Genomic DNA, 23,486 nt, shown 5'->3' with positions numbered 1-23,486 from the left:
ATACGTCCCGTTCTTACTTCGGCTGTGGTGCAAGCGGCGTGACGTGCAGCGCAGCATTGTAGTTATGTATCAGCAAGTCGACAGACGCAGCGGAGACGTCGAAAACAGGCTGCGGATAGATCCCGAAGAACAGCGTCACCAGGATCATCGGATAGACGATGAACTTTTCCCGGATCGAGATGTCGAGGAGGTCCTTGATCTTCGGGTTGGTGACCGCACCGAAGATCATTCGGCGATAGAGCCAGAGCATGTAGGCAGCCGACAGGATAACGCCGGTAGCGGCAAAGAACGCCGTCCAGGTGCTGATGCGGAAGACGCCGATCGTAGTCAGCAGCTCGCCGACGAAACCGGACGTGCCGGGCAGACCGACATTGGCCATGGTGAAGAACATGAAGGCCACCGCGTATTTCGGCATGGTGCTGACGATGCCGCCATAGGCGGTGATGTCGCGGGTGTGCATGCGCTCATAGATAACGCCGACGCAAAGGAACAGCGCGCCAGAGATAAGACCGTGCGACAGCATCTGGAAAAGGGCGCCGTGGATGCCCTGCTGATTGACCGCGAAGATACCCATCGTCACGTAGCCCATGTGGGCGACCGAGGAGTAGGCGATCATCTTCTTGATGTCCGTCTGCATCAGGGCCACGTAGGACGCGTAGATGATGGCGATGACCGAAAGCACCATCATCATAGGCGCGAAATAGGCAGACGCGTCGGGGAACATCGGCAGGGAGAAGCGCAGGAAGCCGTAGCCGCCGAACTTCAGAAGCAGCGCCGCAAGGTCGACCGAGCCTGCGGTCGGCGCCTCGACGTGGGCGTCGGGGAGCCAGGTGTGGAACGGCCACATCGGCACTTTCACCGCGAAGGAAACAAAGAACGCCAGCCACAACCAGAACTGCATTCGCTCCGTATAATGATGGGCAAGGATGTCCGGAATGGCGGTGGAGCCGACCTCGTTATAGACGACGATGATCGCGACCAGCATGAAGATCGAGCCGAGCAGCGTATAAAGGAAGAACTTGAACGAGGCATAGATGCGCCGTGGGCCACCCCATACGCCGATGATCAGGAACATCGGGATCAGGCTGGCCTCGAAGAATACGTAGAACAGCACGATATCGAGCGACGCGAACACGCCGAGGATGACCGTTTCGAGCACCAGAAAGGCGATCATGTAGTCGCGAACGCGGTAGGTGATCGCATTCCATGAGGTCAGCACGCCGAACGGCATCAGGAAGGTCGACAGCACGATGAACAGCATGGAAATGCCATCGACGCCGACATGATAGGAGATGCCGCGGGCAAGCCAGTTGTATTTCTCGACCATCTGGAAGCCGGCATTGCCGTTGTCGAAGCCGATCCAGACGAAGAGTGACACCACGAAGGTGACGAGCGTCGTCACGAGCGAGATGATCATGATATTCTGGCGGCCGGCGGGTGTGTCGTCACGCATGAACAACAACAGCAGGCAGCCGACCAGCGGCAGGAAAATGACCGTGGAAAGAATTGGCCAATCGGTCATCAGATAGAACTCCCGAGCATCATCCAGGTAACGAGGGCTGCAACGCCGAGCAGCATCGCGAAGGCATAGTGGTAGAGGTAGCCGGTCTGCAAGCGAACGACCTGGTTGGCAAGGTCGACGACACGGGCGGCAACACCGTTCGGGCCGAACCGATCGATCGTGCCCTCATCCACGCCGTGCCACAGGAAGCGGCCGAGGGCCTTGGAGGACCGGACGAACAGGAAGTCGTAGAGTTCGTCGAAGTACCACTTGTTGAGCAGGAATTCGTAGAGCACGCGCTGCTGGCGGGCCAGCGCCTTCGGCGTCTCCGGCGATTTGATGTACATGTACCAGGCCAGCACGAAACCGATCACCATGGCGATGAACGGGCTGAGTTCGACCCAAGTCGGCAGATGCTCCATCTCTTCGAGGATATGGTTGGTCGGCGCCATGAACAGGGCGCCCTTCCAGAAGTGCTCGAAGCCTTCGCCGACAAATTCGCTGTGGAAGAGGAAGCCGGCCGCCAGCGCGCCGAGGCCGAGCACATAGAGCGGCACCAGCATGACGTTGGGGGATTCATGCACATGGTGCATGACCTCGTGCGAGGCGCGTGGCTTGCCGAAGAAGGTGAGGAAGATCAGGCGCCAGGAGTAGAAGCTGGTGAATAGCGCGGCAATGACCAGCAGCGTGAAGGCAAAGCCTGCGACCGGGCTGTTCGAGGCGAAGGAGGCCTCGATGACGGCATCCTTGGAGAAGAAGCCGGCAAAGCCGATCGAGGTGAACGGAATGCCAAAACCGGTGATTGCCAGCGTGCCGACAATCATCATCCAGAATGTCTTCTGGATATGTGGACGCAGGCCGCCCATCTTGCGCATGTCCTGCTCGCCGCCGACGGAGTGGATGACAGAGCCGGCGCAGAGGAATAGCAGCGCCTTGAAGAAGGCGTGGGTGAAGAGGTGAAAGATCGCCGGGCCATAGGCGCCGACGCCCAGCGCCACGAACATGTAGCCGAGCTGCGAACAGGTCGAATAGGCGATGACGCGCTTGATGTCGTTCTGGACCAGGCCGACGGTTGCCGCGAAGAACGCGGTGATGGCGCCGATGGTGGTGACGACGACCAGCGCATCCGGCGACAGTTCGAACAGCGGCGACATGCGGGCAACAAGGAACACACCGGCCGTCACCATGGTCGCGGCATGGATCAGCGCCGACACCGGTGTCGGGCCTTCCATGGCATCCGGCAGCCAGGTGTGCAGCAGGAACTGCGCTGACTTGCCCATGGCACCCATGAACAGCAGCAGGCAGACGGCGGTCAGGGCGTTGGTGTGGTTGAGGTGCATGCCGAGGAAGCTAAGCACCACCTGATCGGCGCGGCTATTTGCAGCAAAGGACTGGGCGTTGGAGAAGATCACGTCGAAGCTGACCGAGCCGAACAGCACGAAGACGCCGGCGATGCCGAGCAGGAAGCCGAAGTCGCCGATGCGGTTGACGACGAAGGCCTTGATAGCGGCGGCGTTGGCCGAAGGCTTCTGGAACCAGAAGCCGATCAGCAGGTAGGATGCCAGGCCGACGCCTTCCCAGCCGAAGAACAGCTGCAGCAGGTTGTTGGCGGTCACCAGCATGAGCATCATGAAGGTGAACAGCGACAGATAGGCGAAGAAACGCGGACGGTTGGGATCGTCGTGCATATAGCCGATCGAGTATATGTGCACGAGTGTCGAGACCGTGTTGACCACGACGAACATGACGGCGGTCAGCGTGTCGATGCGCAGCTGCCAGGAGACATCGAAGCGGCCGGACTGCATCCAGCGGAACAGGTCTACGACGAGCGTTTCCTGGGTGCCGAGGGCAACCTGGAAGAAGACGATCCACGACAGCACGGCGACGATGATCATCAGGCCGGATGTGAGGTATTCCGACGCCTTGGCGCCCATCTGCCGGCCAAAATAGCCGACGATCAGGGCACCGATCAGGGGAAGAAAGACGATTGCCTTATACAACAACATAGCGCGATCAGCCCTTCATCACATTGACGTCTTCCACGGCGATGGAGCCGCGGTTTCGGTAGAAGACCACCAGAATTGCAAGGCCGATGGCAGCTTCAGCAGCAGCGACGGTCAGGATGAACAGCGCGAAGACCTGGCCGACGATGTCGTTCAGGAAGGACGAGAAGGCAACCATGTTGATGTTGACCGCAAGGAGGATGAGCTCGATCGACATCAGGATGATGATGACGTTCTTGCGGTTCAGGAAGATGCCGAAGACGCCGAGCACGAAGAGGATGGCGCTGACCGTCAGGTAGTGGGAAAGACCGATGACCATAGTGTTGTTCCTTTATCCCCGCGTCTCAGCTCAGATGCCCTGCCCGGGCTTGACGGAAACTACCTCGACGGCAGTCGCCGGCGTACGGGCAACCTGTTTGGAAATATCCTGGCGCTTGATGTTCACCCGATGCCGCAGCGTCAGCACGATGGCGCCGATCATCGACACCAGCAGCACGAGGCCGGCGATCTCGAAGAAGAAGACGTAGTTTGTATAGAGCACGTCGCCGAGCGCTGCGGTGTTCGTGCGGGTGGCAAGATCGGGGATAGGCATCGCCACGGTCTTGGCGATCTCAGGCGAAATGACGCTGCCGCCGACCACGACGATCAGTTCGGCGGCGAGGATGATCCCGATTATCGCCCCGATCGGCGCGTAGCTCAAAAGCCCGGAGCGCAGTTCGGCAAAGTCGACGTCGAGCATCATGACGACGAAAAGGAACAACACCGCCACGGCGCCGACATAAACGACCAGCAGGATCATCGCCAGGAACTCGGCACCCAGAAGCAAGAACAGGCCGGCCGCGTTGAAGAATGTCAGGATGAGGAACAGGACCGAGTGAACCGGGTTCCGCGCCGAAATGACCATGAACGCCGACGCTACCGCGATGAAGGCGAACAGATAGAAAAATAGAGCCTGCAGACCCATGTTGGTGCCTTTTTCATCTTCCCCCGGGCAATCGGGAGAAAACCCCCGGCCCGATGCGGCTTCGCAACAATGACGCGAAGCCCCGGTCTATCTTGAACCATGGCGATGGCGAATAGTGCCGCCGGCCGTCATGGCATATTCAGGCGCAACGGCTCAGCGATAGGGCGAGTCGATTGCGATGTTGCGAGCGATTTCGCGCTCCCAGCGATCGCCGTTATCCAGAAGCCGCTGCTTGTCGAAATACAGTTCTTCGCGGGTTTCCGTGGCAAACTCGAAATTCGGCCCCTCGACGATGGCGTCGACCGGGCAGGCTTCCTGGCAGAAGCCGCAATAAATGCACTTCACCATGTCAATGTCATAACGGACGGTGCGGCGGGTTCCGTCGTTGCGGCGCGGGCCAGCCTCGATGGTGATCGCCTGCGCCGGACAGATCGCTTCGCACAGCTTGCAGGCGATGCAGCGCTCTTCGCCGTTCGGATAGCGGCGCAACGCATGCTCGCCCCGGAAGCGCGGGCTGACCGGTCCCTTTTCGAAGGGATAGTTGATGGTCGCTTTCTGCTTGAAGAAATAGCGCATCGTCAGCAGGAAGGCGCCGGCGAATTCCTTCAGAAACAGCGAGCCGATGGCGTTGGATAATCCGGCCATTTTAAACTCCAAATCTGCATGAAAGCGAGACGGACATGATCATGCCCATCCCGTCAGCTTCAGGACGAATGCGACGATGACGACCATGGCGAGCGACAGCGGCAGGAATACCTTCCAGCCGAGGCGCATGAGCTGGTCGTAGCGGTAGCGCGGAACGAAGGCCTTGACCATGGCGAACATGAAGAACACCAGGCACGACTTGATCAGGAACCAGATGACGCCGGGAACCCAGTTCAGGAACCAGACATCCAACGGAGGCAACCAGCCGCCGAGGAACAGGATCGTCGTCAGCGAGCACATCATGACGATGGCGCAATATTCGCCAAGCATGAACATCATGTACATCGACGAGCCGTACTCGACCATGTAGCCGGCCACCAGCTCGGACTCCGCTTCAGGAAGATCGAAGGGAGGACGGTTCGTCTCGGCCAGCGCCGAGATGAAGAAGATGATGAACATCGGGAACAGCGACAGCCAATGCCAGTCGAGGAAGGACGAGGGCAAGCCGATCTTGGTGCCAAGGCCGATCTTCTGAGACAGCACGATGTCGGAGAGATTGAGAGAGCCAACGCAGAGCAGCACGGTAACGATCACGAGGCCGATCGAGACTTCGTAGGAGACCATCTGTGCCGCAGAACGCAGCGCGCCGAGGAACGGATATTTCGAGTTCGATCCCCAGCCGGCCATGATGATGGCGTAGACCTCGAGAGACGAGATCGCCAGGATGTAGAGGATGCCGACATTGATGTTGGCGATGACCCAGCCGTTGGCCAACGGAATGACCGCCCAGGTCATCAGCGCCAGCGTCACCGAAACCAGAGGCGCCAGCAGGAAGACGCCCTTGTTGGCGCCCGCCGGGATTAGCGGCTCCTTGAACATGAACTTCAAAAGGTCGGCAAACGACTGGAAGAGGCCGAAAGGACCTACGACGTTCGGGCCGCGACGCAGTTGCACTGCGGCCCAGATCTTGCGGTCGGCAAGCAGGATGAAGGCGATGAAGATCAGCAGGCAGACGAGCAGCAGGAGCGACTGTCCAACCATGATGATCGTCGGCCAGACGTAGGCCATGAAGAATGAATCCATCGTCCCCTACCCTTACTCTGCCGCAGCCTGGAAGTTGTTGCGGGCCAATGCCGAGCACTCCGCCATAACAGCGGAGGCGCGCGCTATCGGGTTCGTCAAATAGAAGTCTTTGATCGGCGACGCAAACGCGGATTTGCCCATCTTCCCGGCTTTCTTCGACAAAGCGACAATTCTGGCACTGTCAGCCACGGCGATCTCGTCGATCTCAGCGAAATGCGGGAATGCAGCGTAGAGTTTCGACCGCAGCTGGCTCAGCGAATCAAATGGCAGCTTCTTTCCGAGGACGTCGGAGAGAGCCCGGAGGATCGCCCAATCCTCGCGCGCATCGCCCGGTGCGAAGCCGGCGCGGTTGCCCATCTGGACACGGCCCTCGGTATTGACCCAGATACCCGACTTCTCGGTATAGGTCGCGCCGGGCAGGATGACGTCGGCGGTGTGGGCACCCTGGTCGCCATGCGACCCGATGTAGACCGTGAACTTTGCGGTCTTGCCGGAGAAATCCATCTCGTCGGCGCCGAGCAGGAACAGAACATCCATCGCCGTCAGCATGGCGGCCGCGTTGACGCCCTTCTCACCCGGCACAAAGCCGAGATCGAGGCCACCGACGCGGGAGGCAACCGTGTGCAGAACGGCAAGCCCGTTCCAGCCCTCGGTGACTGCACCAACTCCGACGGCAAGCTTAGCGACGTTGGCAACGATGTCAGCCGCATCTTCACGGATGAACGCGCCGGATCCGACGATGATCATCGGGCGTTCGGCATTCTTCAGGATCTCTGCAAAAGCGTGGCCGCCGTTGACGACATCCAGCAGCGTATCCGGACCTGCACCGAGATAATCGTACTTGTAACGCATCTCGCCGCCTTCACCGATCACGCCGATCGGGAACTTGCCACGACGCCAGCGCTTGCGGATACGCGCGTTTAGGACAGCGGCCTCGTACCGCGGATTGGCGCCGACGATGAGCAGCGCGTCTGCCGCCTCGATGCCCTCGATGGTCGGATTGAAGACATAGCTTGCGCGACCGAGCGACGGATCGAATGCCGCCCCATCCTGGCGACAGTCGAGGTTTTCAGACCCGAGCGCCTTCATGAGTTCGGAAAGGGCGTACATTTCCTCGACCGAGGCGAGATCGCCGGCGATTGCGCCGATCTTGTCGCCCGACGTGGAGGCGACTGCCGACTTGATCGCGGCAAAGGCTTCTGCCCAGGTAGCGACCTGCAGGCGACCGTCGCGACGGACATAGGGCTTGTCGAGACGCTGCGTCTTCAGGCCGTCCCAGATGTACCGGCTCTTGTCAGAGATCCATTCCTCGTTGATAGCATCGTTGGTGCGCGGCAGGATGCGCATCACTTCGCGACCACGGGTATCGACGCGGATGGCGGAACCGAGCGCGTCCATGACGTCGATCGATTCGGTCTTGTTGAGTTCCCAAGGACGGGCCGTGAAGGCGAATGGCTTTGATGTCAGCGCGCCGACCGGGCAGAGGTCCACGACATTGCCCTGCAGCTCGGAGGTCATTGCCTGCTCGAGATAGGTGGTGATTTCTGCATCCTCGCCACGGCCGATCAGGCCGAGCTCGGAGATGCCGCCGACTTCGGTGGTGAAGCGGACACAGCGCGTGCAGTGGATGCAACGGTTCATCACGGTCTTGACCAGCGGGCCGATGTACTTGTCCTCGACGGCACGCTTGTCTTCGCGGTAGCGCGACGAGTCTATGCCGAAGGCCATCGCCTGGTCCTGCAGGTCGCATTCGCCACCCTGGTCGCAGATCGGGCAATCTAGCGGATGGTTGATGAGCAGGAATTCCATCACGCCCTCGCGGGCCTTCTTGACCATAGGCGTGTTGGTGAAGATTTCCGGCAGCTCGCCGTTCGGGCCGCCTCTGATATCGCGCACGCCCATGGCGCAGGAAGCCTGCGGCTTCGGCGGTCCGCCCTTGACCTCGATCAGGCACATGCGGCAGTTGCCGGCAACCGACAGGCGTTCATGGAAACAGAAGCGCGGAACTTCGGCGCCGGCTTCCTCGCACGCCTGGATGAGCGTGTAGTGATCCGGGACTTCGATCTCTTTGCCGTCAATCTTCAGTTTTGCCATCGTCCACTCAGTCCTGTTTCGCATTTGCCGCCGGACCCGGCTGCAACAAATTCATGACCGCAACAGCCTCGCCGTCAAACGGCCGAGAAGCCGCGCGCGATGCAATTGCCTAGCATTCCGCCTACAGAGACCACCACCTGGTCGCCCCCTGCCCCCCAAGCACCCGAATCAACGGAGACGATCCGCAACACGGCTGCTTCCTTCATTCTACCGACAGTTGCCCGGGTCAACCGCGTATCTGTCGCCATCTCGTCGGGTCACCGCTTTCGCTGCCCCGCCACAGTCGGAGAGCGGCGCCTCTTCGTGCGTCGCCATTGCCGTTATTCCTATTCCGCCGCCTCGAGTACGGCGCCGTGGTCCAGCGCGTTGGCACTGTATTGGTCGATACGCTTTTCGATCTCGGGACGAAAATGCCGGATCAGGCCCTGCACGGGCCATGATGCCGCGTCGCCAAGTGCGCAGATCGTGTGGCCTTCGATCTGCTTGGTGACCTGCAGAAGCATGTCGATCTCGCGCTTCTGGGCATTGCCCTTCGCCATGCGCTCGAGCACCCGCCACATCCAGCCGGTACCTTCGCGGCACGGCGTGCACTGGCCGCAGCTCTCGTGCTTGAAGAAGGCCGAGATGCGGGCAATCGCCCTGATGACGTCGGTGGACTTGTCCATGACGATGGAGGCGCCGGTACCGAAGGACGAACCCGCCGCCCGCATGCCGTCGAAATCCATGATGCCGTCGATCATGTCCTTGGCAGGAACGATCGGGCAGGATGCGCCGCCGGGAATGACCGCCAGCAGATTGTCCCAGCCGCCGCGGATGCCACCGGCATGCTTTTCTACGAGCTCGCGGAAGGTGATCCCCATGCTTTCTTCGACGGTGACCGGCTTATTGACGTGACCGGACAGCATGAACAGCTTGGTGCCGACGTTGTTCGGGCGGCCTATGCCGGAGAACCATGCAGCGCCACGGCGCAAGATGGTCGGCGCAACGGCGATCGACTCGACGTTGTTGACCGTCGTCGGGCAGCCGTAAAGGCCCATATTGGCCGGGAACGGCGGCTTCAGGCGCGGCTGGCCCTTCTTGCCCTCGAGGCTTTCGAGCAGCGCGGTTTCCTCGCCGCAGATGTAGGCGCCGGCACCGTGATGGACGATGATGTCGATGTCGTAGCCGAGCTTGTTGTTCTTGCCGAGCAGGCCGGCATCATAGCATTCGTCGATCGCCGCCTGAAGCGCCTCGCGCTCGCGGATGTATTCGCCGCGAACGTAGATGTAGGCGTGGTTGGCGCCCATGGCGAAGGACGCGATGACGCAGCCCTCGATCAGCGTGTGCGGATCGTGGCGCAGGATGTCGCGGTCCTTGCAGGTGCCCGGCTCCGATTCGTCGGCGTTGACGACGAGGTAGTGCGGGCGGCCGTCGTTTTCCTTCGGCATGAACGACCATTTAAGCCCGGTCGGGAAGCCGGCGCCGCCACGACCGCGCAGGCCAGAGGCTTTCATCTCGTTGATGATCCAGTCGCGACCCTTTTCGAGGATCTGTTTGGTGCCGTCCCAGTGGCCACGGCTCATGGCGCCCTTCAGCGACTTGTCGCGAAGGCCGTAGATGTTTGTGAAGATGCGATCCTGATCGTTCAGCATGTGCTTATTCCGCCGGTTCGTCGATTATTTCGAGACGTGTTTCGATGCGTGACAGTCGCATGTTCATACGTCCAACAGATCTATACAGATTGGCAACGTCGCCGCGAGCAGCGTTTGCGTTTAGCGTATGGACTGGAAGCCGACCACGGATCGACGCGACGCATTCATCCGCTTCGGCGTTTCCGAAAACCATGTCGGCCAGAAAAGGCTTCATGCTCATCTGGAGACGATCATTCGTGACGTTGGCCATTCCTGTCATCATCACTGCGGCTTCTTGGGCGTCGGCGCTGCAGGCGCTTCAGCCGGCTCTGTCGCGCCGGCCTTGGCCGGACCGGACGCAGTGTTGTCCGCTTTTGCCGGCTGTGCGTTCGGAGTACCCGCTGGCGCTGCCGACTTGCCATCGGCCGGGCTCTTCAGCGCAGCGTTGGTCTCGGCATCCGTGCTTTTCGGCTTGGCTGCCTCAGACGGCGGCGTTGTCGCGCCTTCAGCGGCAGGGGCAGCAGGCTCCGGCGGCTTGTCCTCTGCCTTGGTGTAGGGCTGGTATTCGCCGAGAAGAGCCGTCGGGCCACCTTCCGGGGACGAGAACCAGCGGTCGATCTGCGGACCCGGCTTGATCTCGGCGCCCTTGCCGGCCTCGAAAGTATCGATGATCTCGCCAAGCCGTTCCGGTGTCAGGTCTTCGTAGGTATCGCGCCCGATCATCACCATCGGTGCATTGACGCAGGCCCCGAGACATTCGACCTCTTCCCAGGACAACGTGCCCTCGGCATTGCGGGCGAAGGTGTGCTCGTGGATCTTGCTCTTGCAGACATCCATCAGCTTCTGCGAGCCGCGCAGCATGCAAGGGGTCGTGCCGCATACCTGCACATGGGCGCGGGTGCCGACCGGTTGCAGCTGGAACTGGGTGTAGAAGGTGGCGATTTCCAGGACGCGGATATAGGCCATGCCGAGGATATCTGCGACCTTTTCGATCGCAGCCTTGGACACCCAGCCTTCCTGATCCTGCGCGCGCATCAACACCGGGATCACCGCCGATTGCTGGCGACCTTCCGGATATTTCTGGATAGTCCGGTCCACCCATGCGGAATTCTCGTCGCTGAACGCGAAGCCGGCAGGCTGGAACTGATTTTCTGCTAGTCGACGAACGGACATACTTTCACGCCTTATCTCAGTTTATGGAACCACACCGCGCGCCCGTCAGGGACTGGAACTCGCAGGCATAGGCCGACTGGTCTTTCTGCATAAATACGATGAACTTGCCGCCATTCGGCACGGCGGCCTTGATATCATAACCCTTGTTCAGAAGCTCTGCCATGGTCTGCTCGCCAGAGGCTGCACCCGACCCGGTGCTGTCGCCGGTAATCGGCTTGCCCACCACCTGCCCCATCGAGCCAAGCTTGGTCGTCGTCTGCTGCGCAGAGGCAACCGACGCAAACATCAAAGCGGCAATGACGAGGGGAAGACGCTGCATCAGCGATCGACCTCGCCGAAGACGATGTCGAGCGAGCCGAGAACTGCGGTGACGTCGGCCAGCTGGTGCCCACGGCAGAGGAAATCCATTGCCTGCAAGTGAACGAAGCCAGGCGCACGGATCTTGCAGCGGTATGGCTTGTTCGATCCATCGGCCACCAGGTAGACGCCGAACTCGCCCTTCGGTGCTTCGACGGCCGCATAAACTTCGCCGGCCGGCACGTGGTAGCCCTCTGTGTAGAGCTTGAAATGGTGGATGAGGCCTTCCATCGAACGCTTCATATCGCCGCGCTTCGGCGGCACGACCTTGCCGTCCAGCGACGACACGGGCCCGGTCTTTGCAACACCGAGAAGACGGTCGACGCACTGCTTCATGATCCGCACCGACTGGCGCATCTCTTCCATGCGGATCAGGTAGCGGTCGAAACAGTCGCCGTTCTTGCCGATGGCGATGTCGAATTCGAGATCGGAATAGCATTCGTACGGCTGCGAGCGACGCAGGTCCCACTTGGCACCGGAGCCACGGATCATGACGCCGGAAAAGCCCATGTTCCATGCGTCTTCCAGCTTCACGACGCCGATATCGACGTTGCGCTGCTTGAAAATTCGGTTGCCGGTGAGCAGGCCTTCGATGTCATCGAGGATCTTCAGGAAGGGATCGCACCACTTGCCGATGTCTTCGACGAGCTCCGGTGGAATGTCCTGATGGACGCCGCCCGGACGGAAATAGGCTGCGTGTAACCGAGCGCCGCAAGCGCGCTCGTAGAAGATCATCAGCTTTTCGCGCTCTTCGAAGCCCCAGACCGGCGGCGTCATGGCGCCCACGTCCATCGCCTGGGTCGTGACGTTCATGATGTGCGACAGGATGCGGCCGATTTCCGAATAGAGCACGCGAATCAACTGGCCACGAATAGGGATCTCGAGGCCAAGCAGCTTCTCGACGCCGAGCGCAAAGGCGTGCTCCTGGTTCATCGGCGCAACGTAGTCCAGCCGATCGAAATAGGGCACAGCCTGCAGATAGGTCTTGGTCTCGATCAATTTCTCGGTGCCACGATGCAGCAGGCCGATGTGCGGATCGACGCGCTCGACAATCTCCCCATCCAGCTCCAGCACCAGACGCAGCACGCCATGCGCAGACGGATGCTCCGGACCGAAGTTGATCGTGAAATTACGGACGTTGTGTTCAGTCATTGCTCGTCGCTCCGCTCCTGCAGGCATTAGCCATTAGGCAATAGGCAGTCGGTTCAGTCTTAGCCTTCATTTGCTCCGTACCTCCTGCAGGCGCCGCACGAGAGAGCGAAGCATTTTTCCGATTTCTTCACTTGTGGAAAGCGCCGTTTCAAGTTGATGCGCTTCAATCAATCCCACGCGTGAACACAAGATAAGATGCGTTTCCAATTCCTTCAGCGAACCCTGCGCGATCTTCAGATGATGAAGGTACGCGCCCGTCGTTTCTCGTCCGTAACCTTCGGCAATATTCGCCGCAACAGAGGCCGCGGAACGTCTTATCTGCGAAACGAGGCCGTAGATTTCGTCTTTGGGAAAAGTCTTGGTCAGGCTGTAGCAGTCAACTGCAATATCCATCGAGCGCTTCCACACTATCAGATCCTGATAAGAGTTAATCGCCGTCGCAGTCTCCCCTACTATTGCCTACTGCCTATTCCCCATAGCCTAATCTGCCGCCTACTGCTTCGCCTTCTCGTCACCCGGCAGCACCACGGGCGGCAGGACGTAGTCTGTGCCTTCCCAGGGGCTGAGGAAGTCGAAATTGCGGAATTCCTGTTTCAGTTCGACCGACTCGTAGACGACCCGCTTGGCCAGATCATCGTAGCGTACTTCGACTAAGCCCGTTGTCGGAAAATCCTTGCGCAGCGGATGACCCTCGAAACCGTAGTCGGTAAGGATACGGCGAAGGTCCGTGTGGCCGGAGAATGTGATCCCAAACAGGTCCCATGCCTCGCGCTCGAACCAGTCTGCACCGCGAAATACACCGCCGGCGGACGGAACGGCACGGTCTTCCGTCGTAACGAGCTTGATGCGGATGCGTAGGTTCTTCGTCGGCGACATAAGGTGATAAACCACGTCGAAACGCTCCGGCCTCTGTGGCCAGTCTACGCCGCAGATATCGGTGAGCGCGATGAACGCACATTTCGGATCGTCACGCAGGAATGTCAGGAGCGCGACGATGTTATCAACATCCGTTGTGAGCGTCAGTTCGCCAAACTTGATCTCCGACGAGGAAACCAGCGTGCCGCGCGCTTCGCCGATGTAGGCAGCAAGTTCGCTCAGGGCTTCAGTCATGATACTTTGTCCCTCGATCTAGCGTTCGATCGTGCCGGTGCGGCGGATCTTTTTCTGCAGCAGGAGCACGCCGTAGAGAAGCGCTTCTGCCGTAGGAGGACAGCCCGGGACGTAGATATCGACAGGCACGACGCGGTCGCAGCCGCGCACGACCGAGTAGGAATAGTGGTAGTAGCCGCCACCATTGGCGCAGGATCCCATCGAGATCACATAGCGCGGCTCGGGCATCTGGTCGTAGACCTTGCGGAGCGCCGGGGCCATCTTGTTGGTGAGAGTGCCCGCCACGATCATCACGTCGGACTGGCGCGGAGAGGCGCGCGGTGCAACACCGAAGCGCTCCATGTCGTAACGCGGACCGGAGACCTGCATCAGGCCTTCCACGGCGCAACAGGCGAGCCCGAACTGCATCCACATCAGCGAGCCGGTACGAGCCCAAGTGATGAGGTTGTCGGTGGTTGTCGTCAAGAAGCCCTTGTCGGCCAGCTCGTTGTTCACTTCGCCGAAAAACGGATCGTTGCTGCCGATGGGACGGCCGGTCGACGGATCGACAAGGCCCTTCGGCTGCGGCGCGATCAGCGTCGCGTTGCTATTGCCTACTCCCATTCCAAGGCTCCCTTTTTCCATTCATAGACGAATCCGATGGTCAGCACGCCGAGAAATACCATCATGGACCACAGCCCAAACCAGCCGATCGATGAGAACGACACTGCCCACGGAAACAGGAAGGCAACTTCCAGATCGAAGATGATGAAGAGAATCGATACCAGGTAGAAGCGGATGTCGAATTTCATGCGGGCATCGTCGAAGGCGTTGAAGCCGCATTCGAAAGCCGAAAGCTTTTCCGGATCCGGTGCCTTGAAGGCGACGGCGAAAGGCGTGACCAGCAGCGCAAGGCCGATGATCAGGGCAATTCCGATGAAGATTGCGATCGGAATATAGGCGCTCAGAAGTCCAGTCATGGTGTCCATCCCTGCCTGCGGGGGGAAGCGCCGGGGCGGCACCTCGGGGCGATTGCCCAGCAAGCGAAAGAGCATTGCAACACGCCGTGGTTAGCGCAGGCGACGCGCCGGTGCAAGAGCTTTGACGGGGGATTTGGACGCGCATCAGGACACGTCGGCTGCAAAGCTTAATACCTATGCGCGCAGACAGAGAAACCGACAGGGCAGCACAGGTCGGCAAGGTACTGAATTATGATTGAAAATAAAGACTTATCGGAAGCCGCAATGTCTTGAGTGACCAGACATCGGATCACGTAGCAGGAGAAACCGCACGGCTTCGATGCCACTATGCCGCACTTTCGAAGGTTTTCTGGGAGGGGTCATCAGCGTTGGCTAATGGCGCGAGTGACGGGGCTCGAACCCGCGACCTCCGGCGTGACAGGCCGGCACTCTAACCAACTGAGCTACACCCGCGCATATTATGTGGCCCTAAAGCCGTGGCCCCAAACAACCGGAAAGGCGATCTTCAGAAGATCTGCTTAACTTGAAATGGCGCGAGTGACGGGGCTCGAACCCGCGACCTCCGGCGTGACAGGCCGGCACTCTAACCAACTGAGCTACACCCGCAATTCATTTCAAGCATTCCGGACACTTGCGTATCCAACCGAGCGGCTCGCCGTTCGATGAGCGGCTAACTACGAGGTTCGCCTTTTGGTGTCAAGCAGCTTTGAAGACAATTCCATGACCGCCGGTGATTTGTTTTGGATGACCATCCGGGGCTTCCCGCAAAGCACGTTGGAGCCGCCGTTTGCAGCCAAAACCATCGAGCCCGAAGCAGCGTTGCCTTTGCCCTCGGCCGAAATCCGGAGCCGATTCGTGCTCGCCGCATTGGTTGGTTCGAATACAGCCCTCCCCGCAGGCTCGCGGCACCTCGTGTGCGGAGCCCTTGCTATGATCCATGCCCGGGATGCCGGCGTATGTCTTGCAACGGCGTGCCAACGGGTGACGCCGGCAATCACGGGAGAGAATAGATGCGTTTTGGACGAACCCTTATCGCCGCCGCCCTGCTGCAGCTGGTGGGCGTGGCCGGAGCATCCGCCGCCGATCTGCGGCTTGAACAGTACTTTGCGGGGCACACCGTGGCGACCGGGCATTTTGGCGCAATCAACGGCGTCAGCCGCGATTTCAAGGTCAAGCTTACGGGCACATCGTCGGGCAAGCATTTTTCCCTGCGCGAGGACTTTCGCTATGCGGACGGCGAGACCGACCGCAAGACCTGGCGCTTCACGCGCACCGGACCCAACACTTATCGCGGTACGCGAGAGGATGTGGTCGGCGACACCGAGGTGAAGATTACCGGCCAGACCGCGAGATTCACGTACCTGGTCAACCTCGAACCGAAGGGCAAACCCAACATCGTCCGGTTCCATGATTCGATGGTCGTCCAACCGGATGGCAGCATGATCAACAACGCCTGGGTAACGAAATATGGCTTCCCCGTTGCGCGCACGCATGTGGTCTTCACGCGCCCCTGAGCCTAAAGCCTGATGAGATCGAGCTCCTTGCCGATCTCGCGGGTGGCGATATCGACGACACTCATTTCATGGGTGAAGAGAATCGTCTGGAACCGATCAGCCGTACCGCAGAGAGCTTTGAGGCCCGATGCGGTGCGATCATCGTCGAACGTCTGGAAAATGTCGTCGACAATCAGCGGCGCTGGCTCGTTGCGCGCTGAATAGTCCTCGAGGAAGGCAAGCCGCAGAGCCAGGTACAGCTGGTCGCCGGTGCCTTCGCTGAGGCCGTCGAGCGGCACTTTCTCGCCACCCGTCCGCTCCGCCTGTAGCTGCAGCTCGTCCCTGTCGTCATACAGCTGCACCAGGCGCGAAAAACGGCCACCTGTCAGCACAGAGAACAACTCCCCTGCCCGGCGCATCACAGGATCTGCCTGCCGCTCTCGGTAGGTTTCCATGGATGACGCCAGCAGGCTCGATGCCAGCTTGAGGACGAGCCACTCGCGGGCGAGCGCCTTGGCCTCCGCTTCCGCCGCGTATTTCTGGAAGACCGCCAGTTCCGCGCCCGCACCGTTCTCGAGCAGCTGGCGTTGCCGCTGGTTTTCCGCGAGCCGCACGTTCAGGTCGGCAAACCGGCTGAGCTGAGTCTGGTCCCGGGCTGCGAGTTGCTCGATTTCGAGCTCCGCCACGACCCGGTCGAAACCCGATAGGCCGGCCCGGACATGTGCCTCATCCTGTCCGTTTGCCTGCAGTGCAAATCGCGCCCGGCTTTCAGCGAGCCGGCTTTGCAGGCGGCGGCGCTCCTCAAGCCGCGCCAGAAGCGCATCGAGGTCATGCTCAGCCGGCACCTGTATTGAAAGTGCGGCGAGTTCGGCCTCGACCTCCTCCAGATCCGACCGGCATCGTGCCAGCCGTAACCCGGCCTGCTGGCGGGCCTTTTCCAGAGCCGCGCGGCGCTGGTCGCCGGCATTGGCCGACACGGCCCGCTCGTGCAGCGCTTCTGCGGCGGCATCGGGCGCCAGCGGCTTCAGGTCCGGCGCGATGGCGTTCACGAGATCCCGTACGGCGTGCTCGAAGGCTGTCGTATCGCGCTGCATGCCACGGACGCGGCGGCGGCGGTTTTCCCGCTCCGTCAGCGTTTCCGGCAACGACTTCCATATCTCGATCGCCGCCTCCGCCATATCGACGGTGGTGCCTTCCGGTAGCCCTATCGCCAGCGCGGCGTTGGCAAAGGCTGCCTCGAATTTGGCGATGGAGACGTTGATATCCGACTGGCGCTGTTCGAGACCGGCGATGTTTTCCCGCGCCGCAGCGCGCTTGCCCTCGAGCGACCGGCTATCGGTCCAGCGCTCGGCTATCGTCTCGATGTGTCGCGACAGGCCACGAGCCAGCGCCGATGGCGCAAGGGAGGCGGTGGCGCTATATCCGGTCGCATCGGCGAGGTCTGCAAGCACCGGTCCGAGCCGCGCTTCCTTGCGTTTCAGTTCAGCCAGTTCATCCCTGATGTCGTTGAGGGTTTCACGCTGCCTGGAGAGAGCGTCGACGGCGCGGCGCCAGTCGATCATGCGGTCCGGCGACAACGGTTTGACACCGGCCGGCTCGAACAGCTGCCGGTACGTTTTACGCGCAGCCTCGAGCGCCTTGTCTTTTGTGAAGCTCTCGGACCGTGCGGCCTCCAGTTGCGGCTCGAGTTCGGCCTGCCGCAGACGTAGCTGCGTGTGGCGCGAGACGCGGTCGGCGTTGGCCAGCGCCAGGTCGGCCAACCTGTCGGCTTCGCGGATGGCTTGCGACACGACTTCTGCATTGTCCTTGGTAGATTTCGGTGCGGCAGCGAAGGATTGCCAAACCCCGTCTCTCAGGGTGCGCGCTTCGGCGATCTCTTCGCGGGTGACGATCGAGCCCTCGTGCTGCATACCGGCGATCTTTGCGACGATCTGGCTGGCTTCGTTCTCCAGCGCCGCCAGTCGGTTGGCAGCGTCCCGGCTATCGGCCTCGGCCTCTGCCAGCGTGTCGCCCTGCTTGGCAAGTGCGGCGATGTCCGGCAGGGGAACGGACAGCAGACGCTCGAGGTCGTCTATCGCAGGCGACATTCGGGCGGTGGCCGCCTCGAGGTCTCTCTCCAGACGCTCCACCTGAACGGCAACGGCATCCAGACGCGACAGTTCAGACAGATCGGGCTGCAGAACGGTCATCTGCTCCTGATAGGGCTTGGGGTCGATGAGCCTGCCGCTCGCCGCCGTCTCCTCAAGGCGCCGCAACTGGTCACGCGCCTCGGCCAGTCTCTGGCCGACATCCGAATGATCGCGATGGAGGGCGATGCCCGCGCTTGTGAGCCTGCGGATGCGCGCGAGTTCCGCGTCGCTGGGCTGAACGCGCTCGACCTCGGCCACATCGCTAAGGCCAAGCCTGCGGGCGAACTGCACCAGACGGGCGTCGAATTCATCGATCTCGCCCGACACGCGCTGCATGTCCTTGGTCTTGGAACGATAATCGGCTGTCTCGGCGTAGCGGGCCATGATCGCCGGCGCCGCTGCCCGTATCGCCTCATCTACAGGGGTGGCGCTGATGTCGTCGGCAATGCGGTCCATCTCGGCATCGGCAACGCGGATCGCAGCCTCTACCGCCTGACGACGCGCCAGTGCTTGCGCCAGCTCCGTTGCAAAAGCCTGCGGCAGCGGGGCAAGGTCGACGAACTCGGCTAGCCGATCCTGCTCCGCATCGATTTCTGCCAGCACCGGCTCCAGCGTTTTCAGCATCGTCAGGCGGTCCAGGGTGTGCCTGGTCTCCTGTCGCTCCGCCTGAAGCGCGGCCAGCTGTGCCTCGATATCGGCAGCATCGGCCAAAAGCCGTTTCCAGTCGCCGGATTTCAGCTCGCTGTCCCGCTCGGCGCGCTTGGCCTCGTCATGGCGCTCGAGCACTTGGTAGAACGATCGATCCTTGGATTTTCGCGGCCCGAAGATGAGATCGGCCTCATTCTCCAGCGACTGCTTCAGCTGCGTCAGGCCGAGCAGACCGGAGGCCGCCGAAAACAGCAGGCTGCCGATCTCGCCGCCACCTTTCAGCATCGCGGCAGCACCACGGCGCAGACGATCGGAATTCAGCCCGAAGGCACGCTCGAAAACATCACGGTTGAGACTCCCGATAAAGGCTGCAAGCGCATCCTCCGGCAACGCGGTTTCCGCGGCGTCTGCCGACAGCAGCGTGTTCTTGCGGCCACGACGGCGGCGGAAGGCAAGGCTCTGGCCACCTTGGCTGACAATTTCGGCGCCGACCCGCAATGTGTTGGCCTCGTGCAGGAAACTGTATTCGGCAGCCGTCGGGAAACCGAACATCAGATCGGAAATCGCAGCCAGAGCCGACGACTTTCCGGCCTCGTTGGGCCCGTAGATGATGTGCAGCCGCGCGTCCGGCCGGAATGTCAGGGTGCGGTCTGTGAGTGCACCGTAGCGCAGGATTTCCAGGCTCTTGAAACGCATCGGCTAGACCGCCCCTCCGGACCGGGCAACCAGCAGGTCGCGGGCTTCGGCCAGCAGCGATTGCAGATCGACGTCCAGCGGCTGTTCCTGGGCGCCGAGACCGCCCGGCAGCTTGGCGACGATTTCCGATAGACGGGCCTCAGCCTCCGAGATCACGGCCGGCGGCAAGTCTGACGCCGGCGGGATCAAGGCGTCCAGGTCCAGCCCGGCAGTCGCGCTGGCGGTGACAGCGCGACCTGCCGGATCCTCAAGCCTGATCTCAAGCTTCTCCAACCAGATGTCGGCGTGCGCACGATGGCAGGCTGCCTGTACTTCGTCGTGAAAATCCTGGCGGCGGGCAATGATCGCCTTGCGGACGTGGCTTTCGCCAGAAAGCCGGATGCGCAGGGCCAGGATGCGTTCCTCCATAGCCTCGACCAGCGGCTCGACTGCCTGCTGGATACGACGCAGGATCGCCGGTTGATCGTCATCGACATCGACGAGGACGGCGAGTTCGCCGAAGCGCGCCTCATCGACGATGATCCGGGTGTGGGTGGCGATACCATCCTCGACACTCACCAGCAGCGCGCCCTTTGGGCCGCATTCGCGGATGCTTCGCCCCTGCAGGTTGCCGGGAAACATGATCGCCGGGTTTTCAGCCAGCAACTCATATTCGTGAACATGGCCGAGCGCCCAGTAGTCGTAGCCGCGCGAGCGCAGGTCGTCGAGCGAACAAGGGGCATAGTTGGCATGCGGCTCGCGGCCGGTCAGCGAGGTGTGCAGCACGCCGATGTTGAACCAGCCGGGGACCGCGGCCGGATAACCGAGCGCCAGGTTGTCGGTTGCCGAGCGGTCGGCGAAGCCCTGCCCGTGCAGCGCGACTTTCAAGGCCTCCAGCTTGAAAGTGCCGGGTTTTCCGGTCGGGAACTGGTGGACGTTGTCGGGCAGCGTGATCGTCCGGGTGATGACGCTTTCGGCGTCGTGGTTGCCTTTCAGCAGATAGACGGGGATTCCAGCCCGCTCCAGCCGCGCCATCTCGCGGTTGAAGAACAACCCGATCTTGTTGTCCTTCCAGTCGCCGTCATAGACGTCACCGGCGATGACGAAGAAATCCACCCTGCGCTCGACCGCACGATCGACCAGCGTCGAGAAGGCCTTACGGCTGGCATCGACGAACACAGCTGCAATGTCGGCATCCTTCAGTGCCAGCCCCTGGAAGGGACTGCCAAGATGGAGGTCGGCGGCGTGGATGAAGGTGAATGCGGACATGCGCTCCAGACAGCAAAGGCGTCGAGCGCCTTTTTTAAGCGTCTTCGGCAGCGAATGCTATGGCGACGGGTCGCTCGTCCCGGGGTTATCCAGCATTAACGGCTTGCCGCCAGCACGCTGCCTATGCCGGGATTTCGACCGTGAACGAAAAGCGTGCGGTTGCCGCAGGAGCGAGGATCTCGGAGTATGGCCTGTCGGCCAGTTCCTTCGAGCCATCGATCTTCGCTGCCGTGCCATGCCAGGGTTCGACGCACAGAAACGGGGCACCGGGTTTGGACCACAGCGCGAGGTTCGGGAGATTTTCGAACGCGAAACGAAGATGTGGCCCGCCTTCCGCGCCATAGGTGAGCCCCTGCCCTGCGCCCTCCGGAAAGATCATCGCATCCGCATCGAACATTGCATGTTCGAGCTGCAGGTGGCCGGCCTTGAACGGCGATGGAAGGGTGCCGGGCTTCACGAGACCGCCCTGGAGCCTCACCAGCGGCGGTTCGGCGCCGTTATCGAGGGTGACACCGTGTGGCTTTCCTTCGCATCCCGGCAGCGGCCAGACGAAGGCCGAGTGGAAGCCGAGGCCGAACGGCATCGGCGTGTTGCCGAGATTGCTGACTTCGGCAGCAACCGTCACCGCCCGCCCCGCGATCCGATGCTCGACGGCGAGCCGGAATTCAAAGGGGTAGACCGCTCGCGTTTCTGCCGAGGCTGCAAGTTCGTGCCGGCTCATGGTCGCGGTCGATGCTGCGAGGACAAACTCGCTGCGCCGGGCAAAGCCGTGCTGCCCCATGGGATAGGTCTTGCCATCGATCGTCAGCTGGTCGTCAGGAGCCCTGCCGACGATCGGAAACAGGATCGGCGAGCGGCCGGTCCAGAACGCGGCATCGCCATTCCAGAGATAGGAACGCCCATCGGCTGATGTCAGCGCCTGCATTTCAGCGCCGAGAGACGAAATGTCGACTGTGAGGAATTCGTTGGAGAGGCGAATGGGCGTCGGCATGGCGGATCCTCATGACTTCGAGTCGAGATGGAGCTTACCGGGGCGGCCTCGGGATTTCCAGCGAGGAGACGAATTTACCGGCGCCGACCACGACGTTGGTTGCCGCGCTGCAGCCCGCCTCTATCTGCGTCCCGGTCGTACACGAGGTGCGCTTGCTGCAAACCGAGCCGCCTGCTACGCCGACACCCACCCCACTGGAGGAGGAATACCATGAGATATCACGCATTCGGCCGCACACCATTCATCGTCAGCGACGTCGGTTTCGGCGCCTGGCAGATCGGCGGCGCCTGGGGCGACGTCAGCGAGGCCGATGGGCGGGCCGCATTGAACGCAGCGCTCGATGCCGGCATGACCTTCATCGATACTGCTGACGTCTATGGCGACGGCCGCTCGGAAAAAATCATCGCCGAAGTGCTGAAGACGCGTAGCGGCGAGCGGCCGATGGTCGCTACCAAGGCCGGCCGGCGGCTCGATCCGCATGTTGCGGACGGCTACACCAAGGCCAACATCGAGGCCTTTGTCGACCGGAGCTTGAACAACCTTGGCGTCGACAGCCTCGATCTGGTGCAACTGCATTGCCCGCCGACGGAAGTCCTATATCGGCCTGAGGTCTTCGAGGCCCTCGGCGCCATGCAGACGGCGGGCAAGATCAAGGGATATGGCGTCAGCGTCGAAAAGGTCGAAGAAGCCCTGAAGGCGATCGAATTCCCGGGCGTCGTCAGCATCCAGATCATCTACAATATTTTCCGCCAGCGGCCGTCCGACCTGTTTTTCGCAGAGGCACGACGCAAGAATGTTGCCGTCATCGCCCGCGTGCCGCTGGCAAGCGGCCTGCTCTCCGGCAAGATCAACTCCGCCACCGCATTCGCTGACGACGACCACCGCAAGTTCAACCGCAACGGCGAGGCCTTCGATGTCGGCGAGACCTTTGCCGGCGTGCCGTTCGAAGTCGGGCTGCAGGCTGTCGAGGAGGTCCGCAAGCTGGTGCCGGAGGGAACGACCATGGCGGCCTTCGCGCTGCGCTGGATCCTCATGAGCGACGCCGTGACGGTGGTCATTCCGGGCGCTAGAAACGGCGAGCAGGCGAAGGCAAATGCCGCCGCAGCCGATCTGGCGCCGCTATCGGCCGACGTCATGGCGGCCACGCGCGACGTCTACGACAGGCTCGTCGCACCGCACGTGCATCAGCGCTGGTAAACGAAAAAGGGTCCGGCAAAAACCGGACCCTCTTTACAAGCGCCGCCAGCATGGATCGCCATGATCCGGCCGGCAAAGCGAAATCAGCTGTTAACGGATTCCTTCAGGCCCTTGCCGGGCGTGAACTTCGGCACGTTGCGAGCCGGAATGTCGACTTCAGCGCCGGTCGACGGGTTACGACCCTTGGACGCTGCACGGTGAGAAACGGTGAAGCTACCGAAACCGGCGAGACGAACGTCGCCACCGCTCTTCAGTGCGCCCTGCACAACCTCAAAAACAGCGTCAACAGCGGATGCTGCATCAGCCTTGGTGATGCCGGCTTTCTCGGACACAGCAGACACGAGTTCATTCTTGTTCATGTTTCCAACCCTTTCTTCGGTATGAAACGACTCAATCGTTTAAGCCGGGCGCAGAATACGTAAGCTCTGGCCCG

21 protein-coding genes, 2 tRNA genes and 1 pseudogene are annotated in these 23,486 nt (G+C 61.2%); 2 read left to right on the top strand and 22 right to left on the bottom strand.

Going from position 1 to position 23,486, the window contains the following annotated elements:
- Positions 1 to 13: 13 nt before the first annotated feature.
- The 18 genes and pseudogenes from PR018_RS04835 to PR018_RS04750 all read right to left on the bottom strand — a co-directional run bounded on the left by PR018_RS04835 (position 14) and on the right by PR018_RS04750 (position 15,257).
- The gene (locus PR018_RS04835; protein ID WP_142829046.1) at positions 14 to 1,522 is read right to left on the bottom strand and encodes an NADH-quinone oxidoreductase subunit M; all 1,509 of its coding nucleotides are present in this window, start codon (positions 1,520 to 1,522) and stop codon (positions 14 to 16) included.
- Positions 1,522 to 3,507 carry an NADH-quinone oxidoreductase subunit L gene (nuoL, locus tag PR018_RS04830; protein WP_142829047.1) on the bottom strand — a complete coding sequence of 662 codons (1,986 nt, stop codon included), beginning with the start codon at positions 3,505 to 3,507 and terminating at the stop codon, positions 1,522 to 1,524. Before nuoL ends, PR018_RS04835 begins: the two co-directional genes overlap by 1 nt.
- A gap of 7 nt (positions 3,508 to 3,514) precedes the next feature.
- Entirely contained in the window at positions 3,515 to 3,823 is a 309-nt protein-coding gene (gene nuoK, locus PR018_RS04825; RefSeq protein WP_004122490.1) for an NADH-quinone oxidoreductase subunit NuoK, read from the bottom strand.
- A 30-nt stretch (positions 3,824 to 3,853) separates the two neighbouring features.
- Positions 3,854 to 4,468 carry an NADH-quinone oxidoreductase subunit J gene (locus PR018_RS04820; RefSeq protein WP_142829048.1) on the bottom strand — a complete coding sequence of 205 codons (615 nt, stop codon included), beginning with the start codon at positions 4,466 to 4,468 and terminating at the stop codon, positions 3,854 to 3,856.
- Between the two features lie 153 nt (positions 4,469 to 4,621).
- Complete coding sequence (nuoI, locus tag PR018_RS04815) at positions 4,622 to 5,113, bottom strand: NADH-quinone oxidoreductase subunit NuoI (RefSeq protein ID WP_111220581.1); 492 nt, start codon at positions 5,111 to 5,113, stop codon at positions 4,622 to 4,624.
- A gap of 39 nt (positions 5,114 to 5,152) precedes the next feature.
- Positions 5,153 to 6,196: an NADH-quinone oxidoreductase subunit NuoH gene (gene nuoH, locus PR018_RS04810; RefSeq protein WP_142829049.1), complete on the bottom strand. Its 1,044-nt coding sequence runs from the start codon at positions 6,194 to 6,196 to the stop codon at positions 5,153 to 5,155.
- Between the two features lie 12 nt (positions 6,197 to 6,208).
- On the bottom strand, positions 6,209 to 8,290 hold the full coding sequence (gene nuoG / locus PR018_RS04805; RefSeq protein WP_142829050.1) for an NADH-quinone oxidoreductase subunit NuoG: 2,082 nt from the start codon (positions 8,288 to 8,290) through the stop codon (positions 6,209 to 6,211).
- A gap of 326 nt (positions 8,291 to 8,616) precedes the next feature.
- The gene (gene nuoF, locus PR018_RS04800) at positions 8,617 to 9,921 is read right to left on the bottom strand and encodes an NADH-quinone oxidoreductase subunit NuoF (RefSeq protein WP_142829051.1); all 1,305 of its coding nucleotides are present in this window, start codon (positions 9,919 to 9,921) and stop codon (positions 8,617 to 8,619) included.
- 4 nt (positions 9,922 to 9,925) lie between these two features.
- The gene (locus PR018_RS04795) at positions 9,926 to 10,171 is read right to left on the bottom strand and encodes a hypothetical protein (RefSeq protein ID WP_142829052.1); all 246 of its coding nucleotides are present in this window, start codon (positions 10,169 to 10,171) and stop codon (positions 9,926 to 9,928) included.
- A gap of 35 nt (positions 10,172 to 10,206) precedes the next feature.
- Positions 10,207 to 11,073 (bottom strand): annotated as a pseudogene (nuoE, locus tag PR018_RS04790) (NADH-quinone oxidoreductase subunit NuoE); the annotation flags it as partial.
- 16 nt (positions 11,074 to 11,089) lie between these two features.
- On the bottom strand, positions 11,090 to 11,392 hold the full coding sequence (locus PR018_RS04785) for a hypothetical protein (RefSeq protein ID WP_142829054.1): 303 nt from the start codon (positions 11,390 to 11,392) through the stop codon (positions 11,090 to 11,092).
- Positions 11,392 to 12,582 carry an NADH-quinone oxidoreductase subunit D gene (locus PR018_RS04780; RefSeq protein ID WP_142829055.1) on the bottom strand — a complete coding sequence of 397 codons (1,191 nt, stop codon included), beginning with the start codon at positions 12,580 to 12,582 and terminating at the stop codon, positions 11,392 to 11,394. Before PR018_RS04780 ends, PR018_RS04785 begins: the two co-directional genes overlap by 1 nt.
- Before the next feature lie 66 nt (positions 12,583 to 12,648).
- Positions 12,649 to 13,038, bottom strand: coding sequence for a four helix bundle protein (locus PR018_RS04775; RefSeq protein WP_224128272.1), 390 nt, complete (start codon positions 13,036 to 13,038; stop codon positions 12,649 to 12,651).
- Between the two features lie 36 nt (positions 13,039 to 13,074).
- Positions 13,075 to 13,692, bottom strand: coding sequence for an NADH-quinone oxidoreductase subunit C (locus tag PR018_RS04770; protein ID WP_142829057.1), 618 nt, complete (start codon positions 13,690 to 13,692; stop codon positions 13,075 to 13,077).
- Between the two features lie 18 nt (positions 13,693 to 13,710).
- Positions 13,711 to 14,295: a NuoB/complex I 20 kDa subunit family protein gene (locus PR018_RS04765; RefSeq protein ID WP_142829058.1), complete on the bottom strand. Its 585-nt coding sequence runs from the start codon at positions 14,293 to 14,295 to the stop codon at positions 13,711 to 13,713.
- Positions 14,286 to 14,651 carry an NADH-quinone oxidoreductase subunit A gene (locus tag PR018_RS04760; RefSeq protein ID WP_111220802.1) on the bottom strand — a complete coding sequence of 122 codons (366 nt, stop codon included), beginning with the start codon at positions 14,649 to 14,651 and terminating at the stop codon, positions 14,286 to 14,288. Before PR018_RS04760 ends, PR018_RS04765 begins: the two co-directional genes overlap by 10 nt.
- 376 nt (positions 14,652 to 15,027) lie before the next feature.
- Positions 15,028 to 15,104, bottom strand: a tRNA-Asp gene (locus PR018_RS04755).
- Positions 15,105 to 15,180: 76 nt separating this feature from the next.
- Positions 15,181 to 15,257, bottom strand: a tRNA-Asp gene (locus tag PR018_RS04750).
- Positions 15,258 to 15,661: 404 nt separating this feature from the next.
- On the opposite strand from PR018_RS04750, the gene PR018_RS04745 reads away from it, so the two are divergent.
- The gene (locus PR018_RS04745; RefSeq protein WP_142829486.1) at positions 15,662 to 16,165 is read left to right on the top strand and encodes a DUF3833 family protein; all 504 of its coding nucleotides are present in this window, start codon (positions 15,662 to 15,664) and stop codon (positions 16,163 to 16,165) included.
- Between the two features lie 2 nt (positions 16,166 to 16,167).
- On the opposite strand, the gene PR018_RS04740 is transcribed toward PR018_RS04745, so the two are convergent.
- The 3 genes from PR018_RS04740 to PR018_RS04730 form a co-directional block, all read right to left on the bottom strand.
- Positions 16,168 to 19,617: an ATP-binding protein gene (locus PR018_RS04740; RefSeq protein WP_142829488.1), complete on the bottom strand. Its 3,450-nt coding sequence runs from the start codon at positions 19,615 to 19,617 to the stop codon at positions 16,168 to 16,170.
- 3 nt (positions 19,618 to 19,620) lie between these two features.
- On the bottom strand, positions 19,621 to 20,865 hold the full coding sequence (locus PR018_RS04735) for a metallophosphoesterase family protein (RefSeq protein ID WP_142829490.1): 1,245 nt from the start codon (positions 20,863 to 20,865) through the stop codon (positions 19,621 to 19,623).
- Between the two features lie 121 nt (positions 20,866 to 20,986).
- Positions 20,987 to 21,856, bottom strand: a complete 870-nt coding sequence (locus tag PR018_RS04730) for an aldose 1-epimerase family protein (protein WP_142829492.1) — start codon at positions 21,854 to 21,856, stop codon at positions 20,987 to 20,989.
- Between the two features lie 210 nt (positions 21,857 to 22,066).
- On the opposite strand from PR018_RS04730, the gene PR018_RS04725 reads away from it, so the two are divergent.
- A complete protein-coding gene (locus PR018_RS04725) occupies positions 22,067 to 23,053 on the top strand; it encodes an aldo/keto reductase (RefSeq protein ID WP_142829494.1) in 987 nt (328 codons plus the stop codon).
- Between the two features lie 83 nt (positions 23,054 to 23,136).
- Here PR018_RS04725 and PR018_RS04720 read toward each other — a convergent pair whose 3' ends face one another.
- Positions 23,137 to 23,412 (bottom strand): HU family DNA-binding protein, encoded by a 276-nt coding sequence (locus tag PR018_RS04720; RefSeq protein ID WP_111220564.1) that lies wholly within the window; start codon positions 23,410 to 23,412, stop codon positions 23,137 to 23,139.
- Positions 23,413 to 23,486: the final 74 nt, after the last annotated feature.

This window comes from Rhizobium rhododendri (assembly GCF_007000325.2).
Lineage (GTDB): Bacteria > Pseudomonadota > Alphaproteobacteria > Rhizobiales > Rhizobiaceae > Rhizobium > Rhizobium rhododendri.
Note: the sequence above shows the minus strand (reverse complement) of the source record. Positions and strands in the feature narration are given on the sequence as shown.

Bases quoted from the DNA above. Each gene is read 5' to 3' on its own strand.
- PR018_RS04835 (WP_142829046.1), bottom strand. From the start codon at position 1,522: ATGACCGATTGGCCAATTCTTTCCACGGTCATTTTCCTGCCGCTGGTC.
- nuoL (WP_142829047.1), bottom strand. From the start codon at position 3,507: ATGTTGTTGTATAAGGCAATCGTCTTTCTTCCCCTGATCGGTGCCCTG.
- nuoK (WP_004122490.1), bottom strand. From the start codon at position 3,823: ATGGTCATCGGTCTTTCCCACTACCTGACGGTCAGCGCCATCCTCTTC.
- PR018_RS04820 (WP_142829048.1), bottom strand. From the start codon at position 4,468: ATGGGTCTGCAGGCTCTATTTTTCTATCTGTTCGCCTTCATCGCGGTA.
- nuoI (WP_111220581.1), bottom strand. From the start codon at position 5,113: ATGGCCGGATTATCCAACGCCATCGGCTCGCTGTTTCTGAAGGAATTC.
- nuoH (WP_142829049.1), bottom strand. From the start codon at position 6,196: ATGGATTCATTCTTCATGGCCTACGTCTGGCCGACGATCATCATGGTT.
- nuoG (WP_142829050.1), bottom strand. From the start codon at position 8,290: ATGGCAAAACTGAAGATTGACGGCAAAGAGATCGAAGTCCCGGATCAC.
- nuoF (WP_142829051.1), bottom strand. From the start codon at position 9,921: ATGCTGAACGATCAGGATCGCATCTTCACAAACATCTACGGCCTTCGC.
- PR018_RS04795 (WP_142829052.1), bottom strand. From the start codon at position 10,171: ATGGCCAACGTCACGAATGATCGTCTCCAGATGAGCATGAAGCCTTTT.
- PR018_RS04785 (WP_142829054.1), bottom strand. From the start codon at position 11,392: ATGCAGCGTCTTCCCCTCGTCATTGCCGCTTTGATGTTTGCGTCGGTT.
- PR018_RS04780 (WP_142829055.1), bottom strand. From the start codon at position 12,582: ATGACTGAACACAACGTCCGTAATTTCACGATCAACTTCGGTCCGGAG.
- PR018_RS04770 (WP_142829057.1), bottom strand. From the start codon at position 13,692: ATGACTGAAGCCCTGAGCGAACTTGCTGCCTACATCGGCGAAGCGCGC.
- PR018_RS04765 (WP_142829058.1), bottom strand. From the start codon at position 14,295: ATGGGAGTAGGCAATAGCAACGCGACGCTGATCGCGCCGCAGCCGAAG.
- PR018_RS04760 (WP_111220802.1), bottom strand. From the start codon at position 14,651: ATGACTGGACTTCTGAGCGCCTATATTCCGATCGCAATCTTCATCGGA.
- PR018_RS04745 (WP_142829486.1), top strand. From the start codon at position 15,662: ATGCGTTTTGGACGAACCCTTATCGCCGCCGCCCTGCTGCAGCTGGTG.
- PR018_RS04740 (WP_142829488.1), bottom strand. From the start codon at position 19,617: ATGCGTTTCAAGAGCCTGGAAATCCTGCGCTACGGTGCACTCACAGAC.
- PR018_RS04735 (WP_142829490.1), bottom strand. From the start codon at position 20,865: ATGTCCGCATTCACCTTCATCCACGCCGCCGACCTCCATCTTGGCAGT.
- PR018_RS04730 (WP_142829492.1), bottom strand. From the start codon at position 21,856: ATGCCGACGCCCATTCGCCTCTCCAACGAATTCCTCACAGTCGACATT.
- PR018_RS04725 (WP_142829494.1), top strand. From the start codon at position 22,067: ATGAGATATCACGCATTCGGCCGCACACCATTCATCGTCAGCGACGTC.
- PR018_RS04720 (WP_111220564.1), bottom strand. From the start codon at position 23,412: ATGAACAAGAATGAACTCGTGTCTGCTGTGTCCGAGAAAGCCGGCATC.